Raw genomic sequence first — 17,454 nt, 5'->3', positions numbered from 1 at the left:
TCAGATGAATACAACAACCCCTACATTAGAAGAAATTCAAAATTTCAAAGGAAAATATCCAAAACAATTATGGTATCTGTTTTTAGTAGAAATGTGGGAGCGGTTTACGTTTTACGGAATGAGGGCGCTTTTGGCGTTGTATATTTCCCACTTGGTACTTTCTGCTGATTATAAGCCTCTCGCTCCTGCAGAATTAGAAGCGAAGAAAACCGAGTTTCTGGAAAAAAACAAAGAAGTCTTAGACAAAAGTCATCCCAGATACTACATAGAAACTTCCCAGCAAAAGGTTAAAGATGATGCGGAAAGCAAATCGAACAAGCAATACGGACTAATCCAGGCTTTTATCTATGCAATGGCATTTGTTGGAGGATTGTTTGCCGACAAAATTTTTGGATTTAGAAAATCAGTTTTCTGGGGTGGTATTTTGATGGCAATCGGAACTTTTATTATGGCTGTTCCGGGTGCATTTCCTTTTTATTTAGGAATTAGTATTCTGATTGTCGGGAATGGTTTCTTCAAACCCAACATATCCACAATGGTCGGTTCGCTATACAGGAAAGACGACTCCCGAAGAGATGCAGGATTTTCATTGTTCTATTCAGGAATCAATATTGGGGCATTATTAAGCGGTTTGACCATTGCTTACATAGGTACTTCTGTAAGCTGGTCTCTAGGTTTTGCATTGGCGGGAGTTTGTATGATTTGCGGACTGATTTTGTTTGTTTTCACGCAAAAATCATTAGGTCCAATCGGTTTACCGCCTGAACCGGAAAAATTGCAGGAAAAAAAGTTTGGTATCAGTAAAAATCTTTTGGTTTATATAGGTTCCCTGTTATTTATACCTTTCTTCTTTGTGCTGGTATATTTCCCTTTTGATGTGGATTTGACTTTTATGCTCGGAGAAATAGTAAAAGCAGACGGAACAACTGCTCCAAACTTAGTACAGTTCAGTGATGTGTTTATGATTACTATTGCCGTTTTGATTCTGCTCTATTTAATCAAGACTCTATTTGATGTAACCAAAGAAGAATTTGGAAAAATGGCTGTAGCCATCATTTTGATTTTATTCTCTGTTTTGTTCTGGTCGTTCTTTGAGCAGGGCGGTGGTTCATTAAATTTCTTCGCCAATGGAAATGTTGATAACAAAGGTTTCAACATGACACAGGTTAACAACTCGGTAAATGCGCTTTGGGTTGTTTTGATTGCACCAATTATAGGAATGTTCTGGATTTTCCTTAGCAAGAAAAAAGCGGAACCCAATACAGTTGTCAAATTCGGATTAGGATTTGTATTCTTAGGATTAGGATTTTTAGTGTTTTTTGCGAGCAAGTTTTTTGCTACCCCAACAGGACTAACTCCGCTTTGGATGTTTGTAGGAGCCTATCTTGTAATAACATTGGGAGAGCTTTGCCTTTCTCCAATTGGTTTGTCAATGATAACAAAATTAACTCCGGGCAGATTGCACGGTGTTATGATGGGAACATGGTTTTTGGCAAGTGCATACGGTCAATATGGTGCAGGATTAATCGGTTCGGCTTTGGCTAAAGTAGATACTTCAATAGAGAACCCAACCAATGTTGATAAATTGGTTCAATATACGAATGGTTATGCAAGTATCGGTTATGTGGCTGTAGGAGCTGGAATTGTCCTGCTATTGATATCCCCACTATTGAAAAAATTAATGGCAGACGCTAAAGTTGCTTAAGAATAATAGAATAAAAATTAATAAATGTCAGAAATCACATCCACTAACAACGATTTTTTCAAATCAAAAGTTTTAGGCCATCCATCAGGGTTATTTGTATTGTTTTTTACCGAAATGTGGGAACGATTCTCTTTCTACGGAATGAGAGTTTTGTTAATTAACTTCCTGACCATGGCGGCTATCGGTACTAATCCGGGCTGGGAATGGACTTCAGAGAATGCCGGAGCCTTATTCGGAACCTATGCCGGACTTTTATATTTGACCCCAATAGTTGGAGGAATTATTGCCGATAAATTTACAGGCTACCGTTGGGCAGTTGTTATTGGTGCGCTGATTATGACTTCAGGACATGCTTCCATGGCGCTGGAAACAGAATTTTCCATGTACTTTGGGTTAGGATTACTGGTAATTGGTACCGGTTTTTTTAAACCGAATATAGTGTCGATTATTTCTGAAATGTATAAAGACCTGCCAGAGAAAAAAGATGGGGCTTATACTATTTTCTATATGGGAGTTAATGCGGGCGCTTTCTTCGGAATGATGCTTTGCGGTTATTTGGGAGAAAAAATAGGATGGAGTTGGGGCTTTGGATTGGCCGGAATCTTTATGCTTCTTGGTTCTTTGCAGTTCTGGTTGGCAAAACCTTTGTTCGGTTCCATTGGTGATGTGCCTAAAAGAGATAAGGTCGTTGAAGCAATTTCACCTGATGGACAAATTGATATCACAGAACCAAAAGCAGAAGTAAAACCGGAAGACAAACGCAATCCGTTTACAATGCTTGACAAGGTGCTGATTGTTATAACTTCTATAATTGGATTACTGTATTTAATTGATGATCCGGCTTCAAAAATTGGAAATATCCATTTATTACCTCAGGAATTTTTGGTGTCAAAAGAGGTTTTGCCTGGTGCGCTTGTAATCACGATTATCGGTTTGGTACTGTTTTTATTTTTGGTTATTTCAAGAATTTCACGTTATACAAAAGTGGTACGAGACAGAATGATTGCCGTGATTGTTTTTGCTTTCTTTACGGTTTTCTTTTGGCTGTCTTTTGAACAGGGAGCAACGTCACTTATCCTTTTTGCCAGAGATTTTACAGATAGAACTTTAATGGGGAATCAGGCTATTGTTTTTAATATTATCAATACGCTTCTTACTATTATACCGCTTGCATTAATTTCATGGGTATTGTTTCTGTTGTTTAGGCAAACTGCTAAAAAAATAGCGACTTCAAACATTATATTGGCATTGAGCTTTTTGGGAGTTTGGGGAATTGTGGTCTGGATGTTGAATAATGATTATAATTCAAAAGCCTACGAACTGAAATACCAGGCTATCAAAACGGCCCAGATAGACAAAAAGACGAAAAAACAGGCGGTTGATGAAAATGGAGACCTTGTTTTTGATTTCAATGCAGTTACAGAGACTACGGTTTTGAAACCAACAGATGTTGTAGTTGACCAAACGGTCACTATTTCCAGTCAGGAAGTGTTGAAAGTAAATGATAAGGTGGCATTGCATAGCGAAATAGGAAATTTTGTATACCTGACAAAAGGCCTTGAAACTAAAATCAGGGATGATTATAAAAAAGCAACAAAAGATTCGCAGATTATAAAAGCAGAAGTGGTTCAGCTAAAAGAAAACCAGGTGGAAGTTACGGCTTCATGGTTTAGTATATTAAATTCGTTCTTTATTATTGCTTTTGCGTCAATGTTCTCTAAATGGTGGGACAGCAAATACAACCCAAGTGCTGCCGTAAAATACGGACTGGGTCTAATCATCATGGGCTTAGGATTTGCGATTTTGGCTTATGGAGCAAGAGTTATTCCTTCCGGAGCTGAAGCAGGAGCCGTAAGAGTAAGCATGATTTGGCTTATATTGGCCTATCTTTTCCATACCTGGGGAGAATTATGCCTGTCGCCGGTTGGCCTTTCCTATGTAAGTAAACTGGTGCCTGCGAGAATGATTGCATTTATGTTCGGGATGTGGTATCTTGCGATTGCAATCGGGAATAAACTGGCAGGCTCACTGGGAGGAATGATTGAAGGCATTACTAAAGAGTATGACATGAGTACGTTCTTCCTGATTTTTACAATAGTTCCTATTGTAGCAGGATTGATTGTAGTAGCACTAAATCCTATGCTGAAAAAATTAATGCACGGAGTAAGATAATAACACTAACCTTAAACTATAATAAATGGAAACAACAGTAAAGCGATCACACCCTAAAGGACTTTGGTACCTCTTTGGCACAGAAATGTGGGAAAGATTTGGATATTATTTGATGCTCGGGATATTCTCCCTCTACATGCTTGACGGATGGAACAACGGAGGTATGGGATTTGACCCTGCTAAAAAATCCGACATTTATGGAACATATCTGGGTCTGGTGTACTTAACTCCTTTTATTGGCGGATTGCTTGCTGACAGAGTTTTAGGATACAGAAGGTCAATCATCATGGGAGGATTGATGATGGCAACAGGTTACTTTTTGCTGTCAATCCATAGTATAACAACTTTCTATGTTGCGTTATTCTGTATTATTTTAGGAAACGGATTCTTTAAACCGAATATCTCTACGCTTGTAGGAAACCTTTACAGCGGTGATGATATGAAAGATAAAAAAGATGCCGGATACAACATCTTTTACATGGGGATTAACGTAGGAGCATTTATCTGTAATTTCGTTGCAGCCTACATGAGAATCAACTACGGATGGGGGCATGCTTTCGCTGCTGCCGGAGTAGGAATGTTGATTGGAGTAGTTGTATTCTTAATCGGAACAAAACACATAAAGCATGTTGACGTAATCAAGCCGGTAAAAGAAGGCGATATGTCAACAGGAAAAATCTTGGGATTAACAGTTCTTCCAATGTTTATTTTTGGTATAATCGGATACATGATACCAGGCAACTTCCTGGGTTCTGATACGAATGATGCCTTCATCATTGGATGTATTCCGGTAATAGGATTCTTTATTTATTTGGCGTTTAAAGCAGAAGCTAAAGAAAGCAGAGCAATTAAGGCTCTTTTGGCTGTATTTACCTGCGTTATCTTATTCTTCGCCATCTTCCACCAAAATGGTGATGCTTTAACAGTTTGGGCTGAAGACCATACAGACAGAAATATGCCAACAGCGGTTTCTAACGTGGCTGACAAATTAGGAATGGCACAGGTGGTTGTAAACAATGATATCGTTTCTGCAGACCAGGCTACATTTGACAAGACAATTGAAGAAATGCGCGCTAAAGAAGCTGCTATGCCGGCGGTTTCTAAAGAAGAGATTATTGCAAAAGGAAAATACTCAAGCGAAATAGGACAGTTAGAAAAATCAAGAAAATATTTCGCGACTTTGCCTGGAGACCAGATTCCGGCAAAAGGAACAAACTTAAAATTATACTCAACAGAACTTTATCAGTCTATCAACCCATTCTGGGTAGTGGTTTTGACACCGTTGGTGGTAGGAGTATTCAGCTGGTTGAGAAGAAGAAAGAAAGAACCGAGCACACCTACAAAAATCTTTATCGGTTTGGTAATTACTGCCTTATCAGCTTTGGTAATGGTAGGGGCTGTTTTTGCAACGAACGACCTGACTATGAAAGCAAGTTCCTGGTGGCTAATCGCTTCTTATGGTGTAATCACGATAGGTGAGTTGTGTTTATCGCCAATGGGGCTTTCTTTGGTATCTAAATTATCGCCTCCAAGGATTACTGCTCTGATGATGGGTGGATTCTTCCTGGCTATTTCTGTTGGAAACAAACTTTCAGGAATGTTGTCTTCTCTTTGGGAAGAGATGCCACAAAAAGAAAACTTCTTCTTCCTTAACTTTGGATTGGTTTTGGCGGCGGCTATTGTATTGCTATTGATGCTGAAATGGTTGAACAAGGTTATGAAAGAGAATAACGTCGCTTAAAACGGCACTATTTTTGAACCCAATATTTAAAAACTATAAAAAAATGAAAAAATTACTTTTAGCACTATTTTTAGCTGTAGGCTCTATGGCCGCAGTTCAGGCTCAGGAAGTCAAATGGATGACATTAGACCAGGCTTTGGCAGCACAGAAGAAAAAAGCAAAACCAATTTTTATGGACGTATACACAGATTGGTGCGGACCATGTAAAATGTTAGATAAGAATACTTTTCAGGCAAAAGAAGTAGCAGATTATATCAATGCTAACTACTATGCTGTGAAATTTAATGCAGAAGGCGATTCTGAAGTGAATTACAAAGGGAAAAAATATACAAACCCAAAATACGATGCTACCAGAAAAGGACGTAATGCGGTTCACGATTTTACAATGTTCCTGAAAGTACAAGGTTATCCGTCAATGTATATTTTTGACAGCAAAGGAGAAGTAAAGAGCCCTATTGTAGGATACCATACTCCTGAGCAGCTTTTACCGCTAATTAAAGTCTAAATCATTTAGATAAACTATAAAATCCCTTTTCAACAGTTGAGTGAAAAGGGATTTTTTCTTTTAAGCAGGTTATTTTCCATCTTTCCACATCAGTCCGGTAATTGGAAGCATCTGCAACAACCATTTTTGGCTTTGCATCTTGTATAGTCCTTTCAAGGTTTATTTTTGGCGATTGTGACAGGATAATAATATCAGGCCGCTGGCTTTTAGGAAAAACGCCAAGGCTGTCAATGACCAAAATTTTATTCTGATTGAAATACATTAAATTCCCGATTTTTTCAGTTGAAGCAATCCGGCTAAAACTTCCAACCAGATAAGGTTTCAGGATGAAGTTTATTGTTTGTTCCGATAATTCCTGATGGCTAAAAACGGTTAGTTGCTCTCCTTTTTTCCGGGCAATAATTGTATTCCTTTTGGCATTAAATACTATCAGTTCTTCATGGTTTTTTGTAAAGTATCTATTTCCCAGGTAAGCCAGTTGAAACAAAATTATACTCGCCAGTGCAAAGGCAAGTTTTTTGAAATTTGGTTTTTTGAGCCAAAAAACAGCGGTAAACAAAAGTAAGTAGCACGTTACCAACATTTGCCAATTGAAAGGAATGTCCTGAAACACGAAAGATTCAAAAGAAGCAACCTTACTAATTATCTTATTCAGGATATAAAGGCTCCATTCCAGGCATTTGACAAGAAAGGACGGTACACTGCTAAAAGAAGCCCACAACATCACAAAAACACCCAGAGCCATTATAATTCCCAATAATGGAAGAATAAGAAGGTTAGTTATAAAGAACAGTCCGGGGAATTGATGGAAATAATAAAGGCTTAGTGGGAAAGTACCCATCTGGGCTGCCAACGAAACGGTAAGTATGTCCCAAAAATACTTTCCGATTTTATTTTTAGGTTGCCATAAGGAACTGAACAATGGCTGTAACCATACAATAAAAAACAGGGCACTATAACTAAGCTGAAATCCTACGTCAAAGATAAAGGAGGGTTCAAACAGCAGTATCATAAAAACAGAAACCAAAAGCGTGTGGTAAATATTGGTTTTACGCCGGGCATATTTCCCTACGGCTACAAAGCTGAACATAACCACAGAACGCGTAACCGATGGTGAAAAGTTGGCTATCAAGGCAAAAACCCAAAGAAAAGACAAGAGAATAGCTAGTCTTAGAATATTTCCTGTTTTGCTTTTGGGTAAAGGACTGAGAAGAAACCCGATAAAAAGCATCAGGCATCCTACATGAAGTCCGGACACCGACAAGATATGCACGGCACCGGCAAACTGATAATCTTTCATCAGTTCCGGAGAAATGTCCTGTTGCTGCCCTAAAATTAAGGCTACGGCTACGTTAAGCTCTTCGTTTCTAAATCCGGAATCTTTAAGGTTTTTGATAATGGTATTTCGAAAATCTGCAGCATAATACCAAATGTTTTTTTCTTTTTTCGGGCTTATTTGTATTGTGGATACATCAGCATACATTTGCCCATAAACAGATTTAAATGCCAAATACTTTTTATAGTCAAATTGGTGTGGATTTCCAGGTGCCTGGGGTTCGTAGATGGTTCCTGTAATCAAAAGCCTTGTTCCTACAGGAAAATCCTGTGGCAGATTTTCTTTTTTGACCTGAAGCACAATTTTGCCTTCGGCTATTGCCGAATCGATTGCGGTAACTTTAGCAATATAACGGTGGTTGTAGGGATTGCTCCTGAGTTTTTCAAGAAGGACTACCTCTACGGAATGTGTATGTCCGTCTAATTTATGCCCATAATGATATTTGGAAAGCCTTTCATTATGAATAGCATGGGTAGTAATTCCAATGCAGAAAAAAACAAAATAGGTTACATAGCCAAAATAGGACTTCTGAATAAAGTCTTTTCCGGAAAAATAAAAGGCCGTTCCAAAAAGGAGGATACTGACTCCGCAAAGAATCAGGGAGAGTAGTGGAATCGGTTCAAAATAAAATGCGGCGAGTACTCCTAGAACAAACCAGATGGTAATTCTAGCTAACGGGAATTTCAATATTTTCATAAACCGAAAATACCGAAAATATAACAAAAAGTGAAATTATTGCTGGATGATTCTGTTTACCTGAGCAAATGTTCTTTTGTAGTAAGGCTCACTTGTGGATGAAACCACAACACCTTTGCTTGTTGATGAATGGATAAATTTTATTTCATCACCAATTTTTTCGATAACAACGCCTACGTGGTTGATAACTCTTCTTCCATTGGTTCTGAAGAAAATCAGGTCTCCTTTTTTAATATCGTTCGTGTCAACTTTTTCACCAATCAAGGCCATATCATGTGAACTTCTAGGCAATTTGATGTCAAAAAGATTAAAAACAGCAGTAACCATTCCGGAGCAATCCATTCCGGCAGTAGTAGTACCGCCTCCACGGTATCTTACACCCAGGAAATTCATTGCGTTATTGATTAATTGAAGAGAAATGTAACTTTCAGTTGGAGCCACAGATGCGATAAGTTCCGGGTCTTCCTGTTCTACAATTACATTTTTTTTATTTTTAACCGTTTTGGTATTTTTTGTAGCTTTTGTTTTGTCTGCAACAGCAACGGGAGCCGGAGCAGGTTTATCTGCAGCAACAGTAGTTTTCTTTTCTACAGGTTTTTCGTAAACTCCTTTTTTAAGAGCTTCTTTTTTAGTGGTAATAATTTGCGAGTGGCCTGAGGTCGATACCAATAAAAATAGTGGTAAGAACAGTAAAAAGATTTTTTTTGCAGACATATTTATTTTTTATTTTTCAGCAAAAACAAAGACTTAGGGGCGAATTTGCTTTAGATTTATTAATAAAAATTCCGTAGAATTATTCGTTTTTCAAATGCTATATGTTTAGATATACAACGAGTTAATAACCTGATTATTATATAACAGATTCCAAATATAATGTAAAATTCATAAAACCAGCAAAAATCTTTTCAAGAAATTGTTGATAACTAATTTTTTAAAAGATTTTACGGATTGTAATGGTTTGAATTCTAGCGGATTATTTTTGGTGTTAAATAAGTGTTATTTTTTAAGCTTATCAACAATCAAACGCGCTGTTTTCTCGCTTGCGCCAATGCCTCCGAGCTTTTTTTCAAGAATTTCATAATCCTGCAAAAGCTTTTCCCTTTGGCTGGTTTCTAAAATTTTATGCAGCTCTTTCCTGATTCTTTTCGGATTGCATTCGCCCTGTATTAATTCGGTTACGACTTCTTTATCCATAATAAGATTCACCAGCGAAATGTATTTTAAGGTGATAATTCGCTTGGCAATCTGATAGGAAATCCAGTTTCCTTTGTAACAGACAACCTCCGGAACCTTAAATAATGCCGTTTCTAATGTGGCCGTCCCGGAAGTAACCAAAGCCGCAGATGCTATGCTCAGCAAATCATAGGTTCGGTTGGAGATAAAATGTACGTTTTGGTCTTTTAAGAATTGTTTGTAAAAGTCATACTCCTGGCCCGGAGCGCCGGCAATCACAAATTGATAGGCCGGAAAGTCTTTTACAACAGCAAGCATTTCGGAAAGCATTTTTGAAATCTCCTGTTTTCGGCTACCAGGAAGCAGTGCAATGACAGGCTTGTCATCCAAATCAAATTCTTTTCTAAAGGAATCTTCATCGATATGTTCTCTGTTGTGAATGGCGTCAATTAGGGGATGGCCAACAAATTCTACAGGGAAATGGTGTTTTTTTTCGTAGAAATCTTTTTCAAACGGAAGAATCACATACATAAAATCGACATCGCGTTTGATGGCTTTGATACGATTTTCTTTCCAGGCCCAAATCTGTGGGGAAATATAATAATGGGTTGGTATTCCTATTTCTTTTGCCCATTTGGCTATCCTCATGTTGAATCCCGGATAGTCAATAAAAATGATGGCGTCCGGTTTGAATTCCTGTATATCGGCCTTACAGAATTTGATGTTATTAAGGATGGTTTTGAGGTTCATGACTACTTCTGCAAATCCCATGAAAGCCAAATCGCGGTAATGTTTTACTAAAGTGCCGCCGGCTTCCTGCATCAGGTCGCCGCCCCAAAACCGTATTTCGGCTTGAGGGTCTTTTTTGAAAATGGCTTTCATCAGGTTGGAACCATGCAGGTCGCCTGAAGCTTCTCCGGCAATAATATAGTACTTCATATTTGTGAGCGAATTAATTGATATAATCAACTATTGTCATTTAGTTTCCAGGTGTTCAGGTTCTGTATGGCATGATGGGCTGTCAGGTCAAACTGAACCGGAACCAAAGAAATATAGCCATGTTTCAGGGCCCATTCATCAGTATCTTCGCCATTGTCCTGATTGACAAACTTTCCGGTTAGCCAGTAATAATCACGTCCCATTGGCGATGTCCTTTTGTCGAATTTCTCAGACCACATAGCCTTGGCCTGTCGGCATACTTTGATGCCTTTAATGTCTTTTTCAGATAATTTCGGGAAATTGACATTCAGGATTACGCCTTCCGGAAGCCCATTTTCCAAAACTTCCATTGTAATTTTTTTGACGAATTTTTTAACCGGTTCGAAATCGGCATTCCAGTCATAATCCAATAAAGAAAATCCAATGGCAGGAATCCCTTCAATCCCTGCTTCAACAGCGGCACTCATGGTTCCGGAGTAAATTACGTTTATGGAAGAATTCGAGCCGTGATTAATTCCTGAAACGCAAAGGTCGGGCTTTCTTCCCAACACCTCATTTACGGCAAATTTTACACAATCAACCGGAGTTCCGGAGCAGGAGTATTCAACCGGAGTTACATCTCCGGGGCTAATCTTGTTAAGGTATAAGGTGCTGTTAATGGTAATGGCGTGGCCGGTTCCTGACTGTGGACTGTCTGGCGCTACGACAACAACTTCGCCAATTTCTTTCATTACGCTAATCAGGGCGCGGATTCCGGGAGCCGAAATCCCGTCGTCATTGGTAACTAAAATCAAAGGTTTCTTTTTCATGGATAATTTTTGTCTCTAAACGGGATGGAATGTATTTTGTCTTGCTGTGGAATTTTGCCTTAAAAACGATAACACAGATTACAAAAATAACTTTTTTTAAAGTTTTTCAATGTTACAAAATTGTATAACTTTGAATCTTATAAAAATGTCATTACCTGCAATGATTTAACCTTATCTCTCAATCAAAATCATCTTTAACAAAAAATTATGCGGTTTAAGAAACCGTGGCATAATTTTTTCAGTAATTTAGAACAAAATTTGATGAATGCTATAATGGAGTTTATGAAAAGAAATTATAAGATAGTACTGGTTGTAGTTGCACTTTCTGCAGCCTTATGGAGTTTCGTTCCAAGAGAAGTAAAAAATGATCCCGAGAAAGATAGATTGCTTATTGAGCTTTTGACATTTGTCATTGAACGCGGACATTATGATCCTGCAAAAATTGATGATACCTTTTCAAAAGGAGTATACAAAGACTATTTGGAGGCGATAGATCCTTCCAAAAGATTTTTCCTTCAGTCGGATATTGATGAGTTTTCAAAATATGAAACTAAGCTTGACGACCAGATTTTGGCCAGAGACCTTACGTTTTTTGATTTGACATACAACCGTTTGCTTCAAAGAATTGAAGAGAGCAAAAAATATTACAAAGATATTTTGGCAAAGCCTTTTGATTACAAAAAAGACGAGACCTTCAATACTGATTATGCAGAGCACTCGTATGCTAAAAATTCGGATGAGTTAAGAGACAGATGGTATAAGCAAATCAAACTTTCAACTCTGGCTTCGCTTACGAATAAACTGGAAATTCAGGAAGGTAAAAATGTAGCCGATAATGATGATTTTTCGGATTTAACAACTACAGAAAAAGCTAAAAAGGAAGAAGAACAGAAAAAAGAGAAAAAGGAAATTGAGAAAAAACCTTTTGATGTTCTTGAAAAAGAAACCAGAGAAAGTCAGTTGAAATCCTTAAATGAATATTTCGGATTTATTAAGGATCTGGACAGAGATGATTGGTTTTCGGTATACATCAATTCGATAGCAACCCGATTTGACCCGCATACTTCTTATTTTGCTCCAGACGACAAAGAGCGTTTTGATGTGAGTATGAGCGGTAAATTGGAAGGAATTGGAGCACGTCTGCAGAAGAAGAATGATTTTACCGAAATCACAGAATTGATTTCCGGAGGACCGGCTTGGAGAGGAAAACAATTAGAGCCTGGTGATGTGGTTCTGAAAGTAGCACAAGGTGATAAAGAACCGGTTGATGTGGTAGGTATGAGAATTGACGATGTGGTTAAGAAAATCAAAGGACCAAAAGGAACAGAGGTAAGACTTACCGTTAAAAAAACAGATGGTACCATCAAAATAATCTCGATTATTCGTGATGAGGTAGAAATCGAGGAAACCTATGCAAAATCGAGTGTTGTTGAAAAGAACGGTAAAAAGTACGGTATCATTTACCTGCCTAAATTTTATATCGATTTTGAAAACGCAGACAGCCGTGATGCCGGAAAAGATATTGCCCTTGAAGTTGAAAGATTAAAACAGGCCGGAGTTGATGGAATTGTTATGGACGTTCGTGATAACGGAGGAGGTTCTTTGAAAACCGTTGTAGATATTGCAGGATTGTTTATTGAAAAAGGACCTATTGTTCAGATTAAATCGGCTGGAAAAAAGAAAGAAATCCTGTATGATAAGGATTCAAGAGTACAATGGGACGGACCATTGGTAGTTATGGTGAACAGCTTTTCAGCATCGGCATCAGAGATTTTGGCGGCAGCTATTCAGGATTATAAGCGAGGTGTAATTATTGGAAGTACACAGACTTATGGAAAAGGAACCGTACAGAATGTAATTGACCTGAACCAGTTTTTGAGAAGCAATTCCATGGGAGACCTTGGAGCATTGAAAACAACAACCCAGAAATTCTATAGAATTAACGGAGGTTCTACTCAGTTAAATGGAGTTTCCAGTGATGTTGCCTTGCCAGACCGATATTCGTATATCAAGATGGGCGAACGCGATATTGACAATGCCATGCCATGGGATAAAATTGATGCAGCCGATTATAAAGTTTGGGACAAGCAGCCTAATTTTGACCTTGCCGTTGAAAACAGCAAGAGAAGAATGGAGAAAAGCGAACAGTTCAAACTGATTGAAGAAAATGCCAAATGGCTTAAACAAAGACAGGATGAAAAAGAATTTAGCCTGAATATTGATAAATTCAAACAGGAACAGGCTCAGCTTGAAGAAAAGGCAAAAAAATACAAAGCTATTTCCAACTATAAAAACAACTTGAAATTTACTTCATTGCCATACGAAAATGAAATGGTAAAGAACGATAATCTTTTAAAAGAAAAAAGAGATCGTTGGCATGAAAGCCTTTCAAAAGATGTTTATGTAGAAGAAGCTTTAAATGTTTTGGATGATTTACAGCCAAATGCATCTATTAAAGGAACTGTAAACGTTAAAAAGAAAGATAAGTTAGTGAAGTCATAAATTGGCTCAAAGGCATTTGAATGAATAAATCCACACAATCATTAACAGGAATAGCGCTCCGGAAATTCAAAAAGAATTTCTGGGGCGTTTTCAGTTTTGGGTTTATACTGTTGCTCATGCTGCTTTCGATTTTTGCCTATGTTTTGGCGCCGGATAATTCAGAAAATGCCAATTGGGGCGACCTGACTATTCGTTCCAAAAAACCGGGATTTGAAGTAAAAATTCTTTCTATTCCCTTAAAAGAACAGGCAGAATCCGGATTTTGGGATTTCTTTTTGGGACACGAACAGCAATTTTCAAAAGAACCGATTTCGGATTTTAAAATTGAAAAAGACAAAATCGTTTATACGTTATATAATGATGACCCGAAAGTCATTATCCAAAAAGAAACCACCCTCAAAGATTTCCCGGGATATAACAGCCTCGAAGAGGCTGCAAAAGACCACATAAAAAATCAAAAGTTTTATTTGGGAACCGATAAAGCCGGAAGGGATTATCTAAGCCGAATGCTGGTAGGTTCACGGGTTTCGATTGCAATTGGTTTCGTGGCCGTTTTTATTTCTCTTGTTGTAGGACTCTTTTTTGGCGCATTGGGAGGTTATTATGGAGGGAAAGTAGATGCGTTTGTGATGTGGCTCGTCAATATAATATGGTCGATTCCTACCTTATTGCTGGTTATTGCAATTACATTAAGTCTTGGAAAAGGATTCTGGCAGGTTTTTGTAGCAGTTGGACTTACAATGTGGGTTGAAGTAGCCAGAGTCGTTCGCGGGCAGATTATTTCTGTAAAGGAAATGCAATATGTTACAGCGGCCAAAGCCTTGGGATATACCAATTGGAGAATAATAATCCACCACATACTTCCTAATATTATGGCTCCGGTTATTGTTATTTCTGCGGCAAACTTTGCTTCGGCAATCCTGGTCGAAAGCGGACTTAGCTTTTTAGGTCTTGGGGCTCAGCCTCCGGTTCCTAGTTGGGGAGGCATGATAAAAGATTATTATGGCGATATCATTCTCGACAAGCCTTACCTTGCAATGGTTCCGGGAACAGCTATAATGTTGCTGACCCTGGCCTTTATGATGATGGGTAATGCATTGCGGGATGCATTGGATGTCAGGAATTAAGAGAATTAGGGGCTTACCGTTCATCGGTTTTTTCATGTTATTAGGTCTTAGTGAAAAAAAATAGTATATTTTTACTATAACTAAACTTAACGCTATGTACTTAAAAATTACTTGCCTCCCCCTAAAGGCTGGATTTTTTCAGTTACTCCTTTTTACGTTTTTTCTCTTATCCTGTAACCTGACCAAAGCCCAATGTGCTGGTGAAGATGCATCCATCACAATATGTAATATTCCGGAATCAACCAATCAAAACATCAATCTTTTCAATCTGCTTGGCGGGACACCCACACCCGGAGGAACATGGACAGACCTTCAGCAATCCGGCGGTCTCAACATTTCAACAGGAATTCTCAATGTTTGGGGCATTAACGAAAGCGATACCTATGTTTTTGTATACACCGTAAATGATGCCTCCTGTGCTGATAATGTAGCTACGGTTACAGTTACTATAGGCGGTTACGCAGGAATTAGCAATCCAAATGCTTCTGCCTGTGACGATAACAATAGTGTCAATCTTTTCCAGTTTTTAGGGAATTTCCCAAACCCGCAACAGAACGGTTATTGGAGAGATGACAGCGGAAGTGGGGCATTAAGAGGAAACTTTCTGGATGCTACAGTATCAGGTTTGGGAACTTTTTCATTTACCTACACAATGCCGGCTATTGGATCATGCCCATCTGTTTCTGCTACTGTTGATGTGACCGTACACCCGGCTCCGGAACCGGGAGTAACATCAGACCTGATTTTATGTGATTCCGACGATATGTCTATATATACCAACCTCAATCTGCTGGATTATATTTTTGGGCAGGATCCCGGAGGTAAATGGTCAGAAGGCGGTACTTCTGAGTTGTCCGGACCGGAAGATACTTTTATTAATGTCCAGAACATATACAATACTTTTGGTCCCGGAGAATACGGATTTACTTACACAGTACAACCCTCACATCCGGTATGTAACCCGAAATCTTCAACAATCAAAATAATTATTGAGGAACAATTGGATTTCACGGGCTCTACGTTGGTGATAGCTTCTGATATCTGTGAAGATGAAATTGGAAGGGCCACTTTTGTTGCAACGCTCACACAGGGTTTGGAAAATATCCCAAACGGAAACTACAATTTGCAATATCAGATTACGGGTCCCATTTCCTCCGGTAACACTATATTGGTCCGGTTTGAAAATGGAGTCGTAACTTTTCCCATACCTGCCATTTCTTTTCCTTTTGTTGGAGCCTATACCGTAAGCATTGTCAACATTCACGAAACTACCGGATATAATGCCTGTGACCATATCATTGGTGATATTTCCGATATTCTGAACGTATATCCATTGCCAAAGATTAATGCCGGAACATTGACTATTGAAAATGCCTGCCAGGAGTCTGATGTTGAGGTAAGGCTGTCCGGAAATACAAATCTGGCCGACGGCGATTACAGGATTACATACGATTTGGGCGGAAGCAATACCGCATCGGTACAACAGGTGGTCATGACAGTTGTAGGTGGCGTAGGGACTTTTATTTTGCCGTCCAGTCTGCTCACTAATCCGGGCAATATGACGATTGTTATTACCCATATTATTAATCTGCAGACACTCTGTGAAAACACGGCCTCATTATCCCAATCTTTTATGATATTGCCAAAACCTGACGTTTCAAATGTAAGGGTAACGATTAACGATGTTTGTGAAAGCCAGCCCGTCATAGCAAATTTTTCAGGATTTGGGATGCTGACAAGTATCCAGATTACTTATTCTTTGACCGGAGCAAATACGGCTTCCGGAATTGTAACCATAGCAGCGGTAAATGGAACAGCGGTGTTTACCATACCGGCAAACCAACTTTTGAATACCGGAACAACAACTTTTACGATTTCGGAAATCGTCAATAATGAAACTTCTTGCGGAGCAGGAAATCTTTCCATAACCGACAGTTTTACGATTTATAGGCTCCCTGAAACTCCCGTTGTAAATAATATGGAGTTTTGCCAAAGCGAAAATGCTACGGTAGCCGACCTGATTCCAAATGGCACATCTTACATTTGGTATGCCAGCGAGAGTGGCTCGCCATTAAGCAGTGATACGGTATTGACGTCTGGAAATTATTATGTTGCGACAGTTTCTCCTTTTGGCTGCGTATCGCAAAAAGCAATTGTAGCAGTAATAATAACAGATTTGCCGCCACCTGTTTTAGAAACCGGCGGACAGAATTTTTGTGGTTTGGATTCACCTGCACCAACGCTGGCCAATCTTTCGGCCAATGTAAACGGAACTGGAACTATTGTCTGGTTTGATGCCTTACACAATGGAAACCAATTGCCGGATTCGCAGGTTTTACAAGATGGAATGACCTATTATGGGTTTGATTCTTCTGCGACTACAGGCTGTATTTCAGAAAATGCATTGGCGGTAACGGTTTCTTTATCTCATTGTGGCGAGGATGAATATGAATTGATGATTCCGGATGGATTTTCGCCTAATGGAGACGGTATCAATGACACGTTTAATATTCCAAACATAGAATTTTTATTTCCTGATTTTACGCTTGAAATATACAATCGCTATGGAAATGTGATGTATAAAGGAAACCGCAATACGCCCGATTGGGACGGAAGAAGTAATCAGTCGACTGTAATTGATGGAGTAGCCCCAAATGGAGTCTACTTCTACATCGTTAATTTCAACAAAGGCAACAAGCCTGCGAAGCAGGGAAGGCTTTACTTGAATCGGTAATTTAATCGGAACCAG

At 38.8% G+C, this 17,454-nt stretch carries 11 protein-coding genes; 7 read left to right on the top strand and 4 right to left on the bottom strand.

From position 1 onward, the window contains the following. Positions 1-4: 4 nt before the first annotated feature. Genes B0G92_RS00640 through B0G92_RS00625 form a run of 4 tightly spaced genes read left to right on the top strand, consistent with a single transcriptional unit; the run spans position 5 to position 6,123 of the window. The gene (locus B0G92_RS00640; protein WP_056072187.1) at positions 5-1,705 is read left to right on the top strand and encodes a peptide MFS transporter; all 1,701 of its coding nucleotides are present in this window, start codon (positions 5-7) and stop codon (positions 1,703-1,705) included. A gap of 24 nt (positions 1,706-1,729) precedes the next feature. Then, complete coding sequence (locus B0G92_RS00635; RefSeq protein WP_101470728.1) at positions 1,730-3,877, top strand: peptide MFS transporter; 2,148 nt, start codon at positions 1,730-1,732, stop codon at positions 3,875-3,877. A gap of 25 nt (positions 3,878-3,902) precedes the next feature. Beyond that, entirely contained in the window at positions 3,903-5,618 is a 1,716-nt protein-coding gene (locus B0G92_RS00630; protein WP_101470727.1) for a peptide MFS transporter, read from the top strand. Between the two features lie 43 nt (positions 5,619-5,661). After that, positions 5,662-6,123, top strand: coding sequence for a thioredoxin family protein (locus B0G92_RS00625; protein ID WP_056072197.1), 462 nt, complete (start codon positions 5,662-5,664; stop codon positions 6,121-6,123). 1 nt (position 6,124) lies between these two features. On the opposite strand, the gene B0G92_RS00620 is transcribed toward B0G92_RS00625, so the two are convergent. The 4 genes from B0G92_RS00620 to surE all read right to left on the bottom strand — a co-directional run bounded on the left by B0G92_RS00620 (position 6,125) and on the right by surE (position 11,076). Further along, positions 6,125-8,155 (bottom strand): ComEC/Rec2 family competence protein, encoded by a 2,031-nt coding sequence (locus B0G92_RS00620; protein WP_101470726.1) that lies wholly within the window; start codon positions 8,153-8,155, stop codon positions 6,125-6,127. Between the two features lie 36 nt (positions 8,156-8,191). Beyond that, positions 8,192-8,869 (bottom strand): C40 family peptidase, encoded by a 678-nt coding sequence (locus B0G92_RS00615; RefSeq protein WP_101470725.1) that lies wholly within the window; start codon positions 8,867-8,869, stop codon positions 8,192-8,194. A gap of 282 nt (positions 8,870-9,151) precedes the next feature. Beyond that, positions 9,152-10,267, bottom strand: coding sequence for a lipid-A-disaccharide synthase (lpxB, locus tag B0G92_RS00610; RefSeq protein ID WP_101470724.1), 1,116 nt, complete (start codon positions 10,265-10,267; stop codon positions 9,152-9,154). A 26-nt stretch (positions 10,268-10,293) separates the two neighbouring features. Next, positions 10,294-11,076: a 5'/3'-nucleotidase SurE gene (surE, locus tag B0G92_RS00605; RefSeq protein ID WP_101470723.1), complete on the bottom strand. Its 783-nt coding sequence runs from the start codon at positions 11,074-11,076 to the stop codon at positions 10,294-10,296. Between the two features lie 261 nt (positions 11,077-11,337). Here surE and B0G92_RS00600 point away from each other — a divergent pair, with 261 nt between their 5' ends. The 3 genes from B0G92_RS00600 to B0G92_RS00590 all read left to right on the top strand — a co-directional run bounded on the left by B0G92_RS00600 (position 11,338) and on the right by B0G92_RS00590 (position 17,439). Beyond that, positions 11,338-13,578, top strand: coding sequence for a carboxy terminal-processing peptidase (locus tag B0G92_RS00600; protein WP_056072210.1), 2,241 nt, complete (start codon positions 11,338-11,340; stop codon positions 13,576-13,578). Positions 13,579-13,598: 20 nt separating this feature from the next. After that, positions 13,599-14,705, top strand: a complete 1,107-nt coding sequence (locus B0G92_RS00595; RefSeq protein ID WP_056072213.1) for an ABC transporter permease — start codon at positions 13,599-13,601, stop codon at positions 14,703-14,705. A 94-nt stretch (positions 14,706-14,799) separates the two neighbouring features. After that, positions 14,800-17,439 (top strand): T9SS type B sorting domain-containing protein, encoded by a 2,640-nt coding sequence (locus B0G92_RS00590; RefSeq protein WP_101470722.1) that lies wholly within the window; start codon positions 14,800-14,802, stop codon positions 17,437-17,439. Positions 17,440-17,454 lie beyond the last annotated feature (15 nt).

This window comes from Flavobacterium lindanitolerans, assembly GCF_002846575.1.
Classification (GTDB): domain Bacteria; phylum Bacteroidota; class Bacteroidia; order Flavobacteriales; family Flavobacteriaceae; genus Flavobacterium; species Flavobacterium lindanitolerans.
The sequence above is the reverse complement of the archived record's forward strand: the minus strand, read 5'-3'. Positions and strand labels throughout refer to the sequence as shown.

Excerpts from the sequence above, each read along its gene's own strand:
- B0G92_RS00590 (WP_101470722.1), top strand. The coding sequence starts at position 14,800 with ATGTACTTAAAAATTACTTGCCTCCCCCTAAAGGCTGGATTTTTTCAG.
- surE (WP_101470723.1), bottom strand. The coding sequence starts at position 11,076 with ATGAAAAAGAAACCTTTGATTTTAGTTACCAATGACGACGGGATTTCG.
- B0G92_RS00635 (WP_101470728.1), top strand. The coding sequence starts at position 1,730 with ATGTCAGAAATCACATCCACTAACAACGATTTTTTCAAATCAAAAGTT.
- B0G92_RS00630 (WP_101470727.1), top strand. The coding sequence starts at position 3,903 with ATGGAAACAACAGTAAAGCGATCACACCCTAAAGGACTTTGGTACCTC.
- B0G92_RS00595 (WP_056072213.1), top strand. The coding sequence starts at position 13,599 with ATGAATAAATCCACACAATCATTAACAGGAATAGCGCTCCGGAAATTC.
- B0G92_RS00615 (WP_101470725.1), bottom strand. The coding sequence starts at position 8,869 with ATGTCTGCAAAAAAAATCTTTTTACTGTTCTTACCACTATTTTTATTG.
- B0G92_RS00600 (WP_056072210.1), top strand. The coding sequence starts at position 11,338 with ATGAATGCTATAATGGAGTTTATGAAAAGAAATTATAAGATAGTACTG.
- B0G92_RS00620 (WP_101470726.1), bottom strand. The coding sequence starts at position 8,155 with ATGAAAATATTGAAATTCCCGTTAGCTAGAATTACCATCTGGTTTGTT.
- B0G92_RS00625 (WP_056072197.1), top strand. The coding sequence starts at position 5,662 with ATGAAAAAATTACTTTTAGCACTATTTTTAGCTGTAGGCTCTATGGCC.
- B0G92_RS00640 (WP_056072187.1), top strand. The coding sequence starts at position 5 with ATGAATACAACAACCCCTACATTAGAAGAAATTCAAAATTTCAAAGGA.
- lpxB (WP_101470724.1), bottom strand. The coding sequence starts at position 10,267 with ATGAAGTACTATATTATTGCCGGAGAAGCTTCAGGCGACCTGCATGGT.